The organism is Sphingomonas sp. ABOLE (assembly GCF_003950455.1).
GTDB lineage: Bacteria > Pseudomonadota > Alphaproteobacteria > Sphingomonadales > Sphingomonadaceae > Sphingomonas > Sphingomonas trueperi.
In genome coordinates this window covers 18,757-27,003 of sequence record NZ_QQWY01000053.1, presented here as the reverse complement: position 1 = coordinate 27,003, position 8,247 = coordinate 18,757, and the positions used below count along the sequence as shown (strand labels likewise).

At 65.7% G+C, this 8,247-nt stretch carries 4 protein-coding genes; 1 reads left to right on the top strand and 3 read right to left on the bottom strand.

Features of this window, described 5'->3' with window-relative positions; genetic code table 11:
• Positions 1 to 175 precede the first annotated feature (175 nt).
• A protein-coding gene (locus CA234_RS21810; RefSeq protein ID WP_126002746.1) for an IS3 family transposase occupies positions 176 to 1,317 on the top strand; the annotation gives its coding sequence in 2 pieces (ribosomal slippage) (positions 176 to 416 and positions 416 to 1,317; 1,143 coding nt in all).
• A gap of 247 nt (positions 1,318 to 1,564) precedes the next feature.
• Here the strand turns inward: CA234_RS21810 and CA234_RS21805 are convergent.
• From CA234_RS21805 to CA234_RS21795, 3 genes are all read right to left on the bottom strand, one after another.
• Positions 1,565 to 2,794: a serine hydrolase domain-containing protein gene (locus CA234_RS21805; RefSeq protein ID WP_241213634.1), complete on the bottom strand. Its 1,230-nt coding sequence runs from the start codon at positions 2,792 to 2,794 to the stop codon at positions 1,565 to 1,567.
• Positions 2,791 to 5,058, bottom strand: a complete 2,268-nt coding sequence (locus tag CA234_RS21800) for a penicillin acylase family protein (RefSeq protein ID WP_241213633.1) — start codon at positions 5,056 to 5,058, stop codon at positions 2,791 to 2,793. The genes CA234_RS21805 and CA234_RS21800 overlap by 4 nt, the downstream gene beginning before the upstream one ends.
• 155 nt (positions 5,059 to 5,213) lie before the next feature.
• Complete coding sequence (locus CA234_RS21795) at positions 5,214 to 8,165, bottom strand: TonB-dependent receptor (RefSeq protein ID WP_125977869.1); 2,952 nt, start codon at positions 8,163 to 8,165, stop codon at positions 5,214 to 5,216.
• Between the last annotated feature and the right edge of the window lie 82 nt (positions 8,166 to 8,247).

The following is an 8,247-nucleotide window of genomic DNA, read 5'->3' as shown; positions in this document are numbered from 1 at the left end:
GAAACCGAACACCGGCACAAGCGCGCCGCGCGTTCCTGCAAGACGGAGGCGTCACGCCCGGCGCGCTTGTGCCGGTGGCGCACCACGAATATCAAACCGGCGGACTCTCGTTATGACTGCAGGACCAGCGGGGGGCAGGTCACTTGGATCCTAATTTTGAGGACAGGAGGCGACGATGGGGAAGCCCAATTTCAGCGATGAATTCAAGCGTGATGCGGTGGCCCAGATTACCGAGCGCGGGTATCCGGTAGCAGAGGTTTCGCAGCGTCTCGGCGTCAGCCAGCACTCGCTGTATTCGTGGAAGCGGCAGCTGACGAAGGCGGGGTCAGGCGATGCCGGCAAGGATGCGGAGATCCGCCAGCTGAAGCGCGAACTGGCCCGGGTGACCGAGGAGCGCGACATCCTAAAAAAAGCCACCGCGTATTTCGCTCGGGATGCAAAGTGAGATACGCGTTCATTGCCGAGCATCGCGATCGGTTTGACGTGCGGGCGATGTGCCGGTGCCTCGCCGTACAGCCAAGTGGTTATTATGCATGGCAGAAGAGCCCGCTGAGCCGGCGGGCTCGGGAAGATGCTCGACAGACGGAGCTGCTCCGGCGGGCGTGGAACGACAGCGGCAAGGTCTATGGCTACCGCAAGCTGCACGACGATCTGCTGGATCACGGCGAGACCTGCTGCCCGAATCGGGTTGCCAGGCTGACCCGGCTGGCGGGCATCAAGGCGCAGATCGGCTACAAGCGCAGGCCCGGCAGCCATGGCGGCAAGCCGTCCCTGGCGGTCGACAACACGCTGGATCGCCAATTCGACGTGGCTGCGCCCGACCAGGCCTGGGTGACAGACATCACGTACATTCGCACCCTGGAAGGCTTCGCCTATCTGGCGGTCGTGATCGACCTGTTTTCCCGCCGCGTGGTCGGTTGGTCGATGCACAGCCGGCAGACCACCGATGTGGTGCTGCAGGCGCTGCACATGGCGGCATGGCGACGCAAGCCGAGGCATCGGGTGTTGATCCACTCGGACCAAGGCTCGCAGTTCACCAGCATGGACTGGGCTGCCTTCCTACGCGCGCACAATCTTGAGCACTCTATGAGCCGCCGCGGCAACTGCCATGACAACGCCGTCGCCGAAAGTTTCTTCTCCTCGCTCAAGCGGGAGCGCATCCGGCGTCGAACGTACAAAACCCGCGAGGAAGCCCGGCAGGACGTGTTCGATTACATCGAGATGTTCTACAACCCGGTGCGCAAGCAGGTCAGGAACGGGATGCTGTCGCCCGTCCAGTTCGAACGGCAGCAGGTTCTGAAGGCGGAAGGCGTCTAGAAAACTAGGGGCTACTCAGTTATGGCGCGTCACGTCGAGATGGCGCGGAGTGCGGAGGCGCGGTCGAAATGACCGAAATTGCTGATTGTGTTTGACTGGCCGCGCGACGGAAGGAAAGGGAGCAAGCTCTCTTCGACCCGCAGGGTAGACGGTGCGCGTGACGGGTTGCGTCCGATAATCGGGATTGCGTTCGCCCCGGTTTACCGTTGTTGAAGCGTGCGACGTCCGACTCCATCGGCGGCGATCTCTAAGATGCGATCGCCCGCAGGCACGTACGAGGCGGCGAGGCGACGCCGGTCCAGGGTTTTGCCTCGTTGAAGGCACCATCAATCGCCGACAGCACCGCCGTGTGGATTGCTATTCGAGCGTCTGCGATGCGTTTGTTGTCCCGGCTGGGGTTCACCCGGTTGCTCAGCAGGATGATGAAGGCGCCGCGCCGCCGGTCGATATATATGGAGGTTCCGGTGAAGCCGGTATGGATCAGCGCGTCGGGGGAGGCCCGGGGCCCGGCGAAGCTGCCGGCAGCATCGGGCATGTCCCAACCCAGCGCGCGCGAGGTACCCGGTGGATCGGCCTGACGCGTGGTGAAGGCGGCAACGCTCGCCGGCTTCAACAGAGGTTTCCCGCCCCGCAGGTAGAGCGCGGCGAGCTTCGAGAGATCCTGTGCGGTCGAGAACAGCCCGGCATGTCCGGCGACGCCGCCCAGCACATAGGCATTTTCGTCATGCACCACGCCGCGTACCAGCCGGTGTCGAAACACATCGTCCTGTTCTGTCGGCGGAATCCGTGCCAGTTGGCGTGCCGAGGGATTGAAGGCGGTATCCCGCATCTTCAGCGGGAGGAACGCATGGTCGTGCACGAAGCGGTCGAGCGGCATCCCCGACACGTGCTCGACGATTTGGCCCATCAGGATCATGTTCTCGTCGCGATATTGATAGCGCGAACCTGGTTTCCACACGACCGGCATGCGATCGATCAGAGCAAGAAGCTCCTGCCGGTTGCGGCTGTGCTGCCAGAGCAGATCGGTGGTGAACAGACCGGAGCTGTGGCTGAGCAGGTGTCGCACCGTGATCCGCTCGTGTCCGGGCGTGCCGGCAAAGGCCGGAAGATACGCGACCACCGGACGGTCGAGGTCCAGCAGCCCGTGGTCGTAAAGAAGCTCGGCGGCGGTGGTCGTGCCGACCACCTTGGTGAGCGAAGCGAGATCGAAGATTGCATCCTTGGGCATCGGCGGCGCATCGGGCGCGGACGAGATCTTTCCGAAGCTTTGCAATGCCACGAGGCGGCCGCGCATGCCGATCGCGACGACGGCACCGGGAAAGGCCCTGCCGACCCAGGACTGGATCTCGCTGAAGGCTGCAGAGAATCGCTCGGTCGACACGGTGGCGGCTGCGGCGCTTCCGGGTCGCTGGCACAGGTACGCGAGCATCGGCGCAAGGGTGATCGACTGCACGAAGCGGCGCCGTCCGATCTTCATGGGCGCAGTTCCGTCACCTGGCGGACATGCGCGTCGACGGCCCGCCGGCTGAACGGAAACGGCCGCGCTTGGCCGGCCAACCAGGCCGCGTAGCTGTCCCGATAATGGGGGGAGCGGGGATCGATCGACTGGCCCGGCAGCGACAGGACCTGGCTCGCGTCCCAATTGCCGATGTCGCAGACGATCAGGAAGCTCGCGCCGTGGCTGACGGTGCAGTTGCGGGCGGCGACATAGCCGCGCGCCATCACGGTGTAGCCGTCGCCGCCCGATCTGCCGCCCTCGATTGCCGGAACGGCAGCGGCGATCGCAGGCCGGCTCGACAGCGGATGGCGCAGGGCGACACGGTGGGCATCGCCCCAGCGCCAAGCCGCCGGGTCGGCTCCGAATCGGCACTCCGCTGCGTCCCAGGCCCGGCCGAGCGCCGCAGCAAAGAGCGCGTCGCGTGCCGCTTCCGGCTCGGACCCGAGCCGCGCATCGGGGTGCGTGAGCAGCGCGAGCATCGGGCGCGGGTCGATCGACGTGACGAGGTCGCGGGCGGCAGCCGGCACGATCGCGGCCAGGCACGCTGCGCCCAGCTCGATCCAAAGCATCTCGAAAAGGGCCGCGGGGCCGCTGTCGGCGCCAAGACGCGCATCCCAGCCGCGCAGCATCGCCGCCGCCTGCGCCGCCTTGCCCTCGAGATCCCGCGGCAGCAGCGGCAGCAATGCCTGCGCCGGCAGCGAAAGATCGTCGTGCTGCAAGGCCACGCTCTCCTTCAACCCATGCTTCCCAGACTCGCCGAGGACCTGCGCAATCCGATCATAGCGATAGGGTGCGTTCCAGGTGAAGCTCGTCACGCGCTTGTCCGGCGACCAGTCCGGTGGAAGGTTGAACTGGTTGGCCGAGGCGAACCAGCCGCTTTCGGGGTTGCGCAGCGTCGGCATCGCTCCGGTCGGGTGGATACCCTGCCAGTCATAGCGTCCGTCGCCGGGTACGGGCAACAGGCCGTCGTGCCGGGTGCGGATCGGCACATGGCCGAGCAGCCGCCAGCCGATATTGCCGTCGATATCGGCATAATGGAGGTTGGTCGGTGCCACGTGCAGCCGCGCGGCCTGCGCAAGTTCCTCCCAGTTCTTGGCGAGGTTGAGTGCGATGATCGCAAAGGTCATGTTCGCGCCGGGACGCAGCGAGACCGACGCCATCGCCGTGGCGCGGCGCCGGGCAGGGTCGTGCAGCAGCACGGGGCCGTGCTTGGCGGTGCGGAGCGTCACCACCACGTCGGAGGCATCTTTCACGCGGATCGTCTCGGTTGTGGTCGCGAACCGCTTCCATTGGTCTTGGTGGCGATAGCATTCCGGGTCGTCGGGCTTGAGTTCCAGGATGTAGAGGTCTTCCTGGTCGATGTGCGAATTGGTCCGTCCAAAGGCGTAATGGTCAGTATGGCCTTGCATAATCCCGGGCATGCCGGGGCTGCCGGCGCCGATCACGTCGAAGCCCGGCGCGGTCAGGTGGGCGAGGTGGCGCGGCGAGAAGCCGCCGATTCCGAGATGCGGATCATTGGCGAGGATCGGGCGGCCGGTGGCGGAGCGCGCCGCGGAGATCGTCCATGCGTTGCTGCCATGCGCTTCGCGATCAAGCCGATCATAGACCGGGTCGTAGGAAGCGAGCACCGCGTCGTTCCAGGGCAGGGGACCTTCGGTCTCGCCGAGGATGCCCAGATCGGCCTTCGAGACGGCCGCGACATCGAGTCCCTCGGGCAGCCGGGGCTTCCAGTCCCAAGCCAGCGGCGCGGTCAGCGCATCGAGATCCAGCAGCCCGCGCGCCGCCAGCTGCGCTCGGCGGACTTCGTCGGAGCTGCTGCCCATGTCGCCGCTGCGAATGCGCACCAGATCGGCGATGTCCCAGCGCAGCGGCCGCAGCTTCAGCACGCCATATTCGGGCGGCAGCAGCGACGGGTCTGCCTCCAGCTCGGCGATGCGGGCATTGATCCCGTCGACATAGCCACGGGCACAGGCCACCACTTCGGCCGGGAGAGCTGCCAGTTCCGCCTCGACGTCGCCGCGATAGAGCAGCAGGCGGGCGGCGTGGTCATGGGGGACGAACCGCGCGCCGAACGACTCCGCCAGCCTGCCGAGATCACGGCGCAGCTGCAGATCGATCTGGAACAGCCGGTCGCGGGCGACGACATAGCCCTGCCCGAAATAGGCATCCGGAATGGAGGAGGCGCGGATATGCGGCACGCCCCACGCGTCATCGGCAATGGTCACGACGTCCCTTATGCCCATGGCGTTCACCCTTCTCGTGGGTTCGGTGCGCCGGTTCAGCGCCATCGCCGCGCTGCCCCACCCGGCAATGGCGATGGCAGCGCAGGACTGGAGGAGCGCGCGGCGGGGATGGATCGCGTGCAGTCCGGGAGGAGCGCCATCCCCGCGACGCGCGGTCACCGCAGCTCGAACCGGATCCCGACCCGGAATGCCCGGCCCAGCAGGTCGGAATAGGTGCTGTTTGCCGCCAGTCCGGTTTCGGGAAGCAGGATCGGATCGCGATCGAGGAGGTTGGTGACGTTCAGGAACACTTCCCCGCGGGTCCGCTCGCCCTGCGAAATCTTGGCGGTGAGGTTCAGATCGACATAGGCCGCACCCGAGATGTGGTTGTTGTCGATCGTCGGGAATTGCGACACCACGGCCGACGCGCGCCCGACCGGGCAGTCGCCGTTGCACACGATGTAATTGTTGCCATAGGTGCCGCTGCTCACGCCCCGAACGGTGCCGGTGACCGAGAAGCGCTCGGTTTCATAGCTGGCATTGAAGCGATAGATCCATTCGGGCGGGCTGGTGCCGCTCAGCTGCCCGACGACGTCGATCGGCACCACGTTGGGCACGCCGCTGTCGGTGATGTTGTGGATGTAGCGGGTCGCCAGCCCGTGCAGGGTGATCGCGCCGGGCGCCCCGCCGAAGATCCGGTCGAGTTCCACGCGGTAGCTCGCGTCGACGTCGATCCCGCGGACCCATTGCCGGGCGAAGTTGAACGGGCTTGCCCTGAAGAACAATTCGCGGTCGCCGGTCGGGTCCGGCCCATAGGCAGCGCAGAACTCGGTACGGCCCTCGTAGCAGCGATTGATGATGTCCTGCGCGAAGAACTGGCCGATGGCGTCCTTCAGCTTGATGTCGAAGCCGTCTACCGATGCCGAGAAACCGCGGAGGAAGCGGGGCTGGAGCACGACGCCGATATTGACCGAGTCCGCCTTTTCCGGGCGCAGATTGGGGTTGCCTGTGGTGATCTCGCGGAAGGTGACGGTGGTACGGCCGGACGCCGGGTCGGTCAGCGTGTTGGTACGCGACGTGCCCGATTGGAAAAGCTCGCTCAGATTGGGCGCGCGGATGTCGCGCGAACGGGTCGCGCGGAAGCGGATGTCCGGGATCGGCTGCCAGCTGGCACCGACCTTCCATGTCGTGACATAGCCCGAGGTCGAATAGTCGGTGGCGCGCACGGCACCGTTGAACTCGATTCCCAGGCCGAGCGGGACGACCGTCTCGAGATAGGCTTCCTTGACGTTGTAGCTGCCGAAGGTCGGCAGGAAATTGCCGACGGACCAGCCGGTCTGATAGTCGGTCGGCACATAGCCGGAGACCGACTCCCGCCGATACTCACCGCCCACCGCGATGCTGACGTCGCCCGCCCAGGTAGCGAACGGCGTCAGCGAGAGATTGGCGCCGGCCACGGTCTGCTTCAGCCTCTGGTCGCGATAGGGATCGCCCAGCACGTAGTCGATCGCCGCCTGGCTCGTCACGCCGATGCCCAGGCGATTGAGCGGGACGCAGCCATTGGTCGGTGCGGTGAGCGATGACCGGCACACGATCGTTCCCGCCGCAACGCCGAGGGCATTGCCTGCCGGCGCGGACACGGCATCGGTCGCATTGGCCATGCGCGTGGTGTTCATGATGTCGCGAAGCTGCTCGTGCGCGTTGGTCTCGCCATATTGGCCGTAGACGTTCCAGATCGCCTTCCTGCCGAACGCCTGGAACTCCCCCTCTGCGCCGATCGCGTACCGCTGCACGTCGCGGGTGCTGTTGTTCTTGCGATAGGGCAGGTCGACGGCGGTAGTGCCGATCGTCACTGAAGTGACGGCAGCCCGCTCTGCCGGGGTGATGAGCCCGGCAGAAACGGCGTTGGCCAGCGCGGTCTGCAAATAGGGATTGGCGGCGCTGAGAGTTGTGCTGGTTGTCAATTGCGGACCAGCGTTGAACAGCGTCTTCTGCCAGTTGTACGATGCTTCCGCGAACAGCGAGATGCCGCTGCCGACGTCGTAGCTCACGCGACCGAACACGCCTCGCCGATCGTCATCCGTATCGAGGCCGATGTTGCGGCCTTGGTCGTTGAGCTGCCAGTCGCCGCCCTGAGTGAGCGAGGGGGCAGTGGCGCCGCCGACTGCGGGGAAGGTGAGCGCGCCGTACTGAAACTGGCCCGCCGCGCCGCCATTGCCGAAATAGATGCCGCGCAACCTGTTCGCGACACCGCCGCTCGAGTTGAGGATGATGCCACCCGGCGTCGCGTTGGCGACGCCGACCGGCTGGCGGATGAGATATTGCGGCTGGCCGTTGGTGTTGGTGTAGTTGGGATTGGTTATCCGAACGACGCCGCGCGCATTCCAGTCGCGGTCGACTTGGAAGATGCCGTCGCGATGCGCCCATTCGCCGCTGAGCAGGACATGGCCGCGTCCATCACTGCCGAATGCGGTGCCGCCCGCGAGGCTGAACGAATAGTTGGCGCCGTCTCCATGGCCGGTGATGCCGCTGTCCGCCGACGCCTTGATACCCTGAAACTTCTTGTCGAGGATGAAGTTGACGACGCCCGCCACGGCATCCGAGCCATAGGCGGCGGAAGCGCCCCCGGTCACGATTTCGACGCTCTTCACCAGTGCCTGGGGGAAAGTGTTTACGTCGACCAGCCCGGTGACGCTAGATCCGACGGTCCGGCGCCCGTCGAGCAGCACCAGCGTCCGGATCTCGCCCAGGCCGCGCAGATTGAGCGCATTGATGCCGGCAAGGCCGGAACTGATCGCCAGTCGCGAGTTGGAGGGCCGCGTGGAACCGGCCAGCGCCGGCAGCTGGTTGACGAAGTCCGCGATGTTGTTGGTCGGCGAGGTGTTGCGGATATCTTCCTGGGTCGCGACCGTCAGCGGCGTCGGCGATTGGAAGCCGTTGCGCAGGATGCGCGAACCGGTCACGATCAGTTCGTCGGTCGAGACATTCTGCGCCTCGCCCTGCGCCTGGGGGGCCGCACTACCGCTTGGGCCATCGGTTTGCGCGAATGCGGGATTTGCCAACGCGATCGACAAAGCGGTCAACCCCGTTCCGGTCGAAAATAGCCGGCGCCATGATCCGTCGGTCATCTGCAATCCCCCTGTATCTGATGTTTCTGGAGCGTGATTTCCTGCGGACGGTCATGTTCTTGTCGCTGATCCGTGCTCTAGG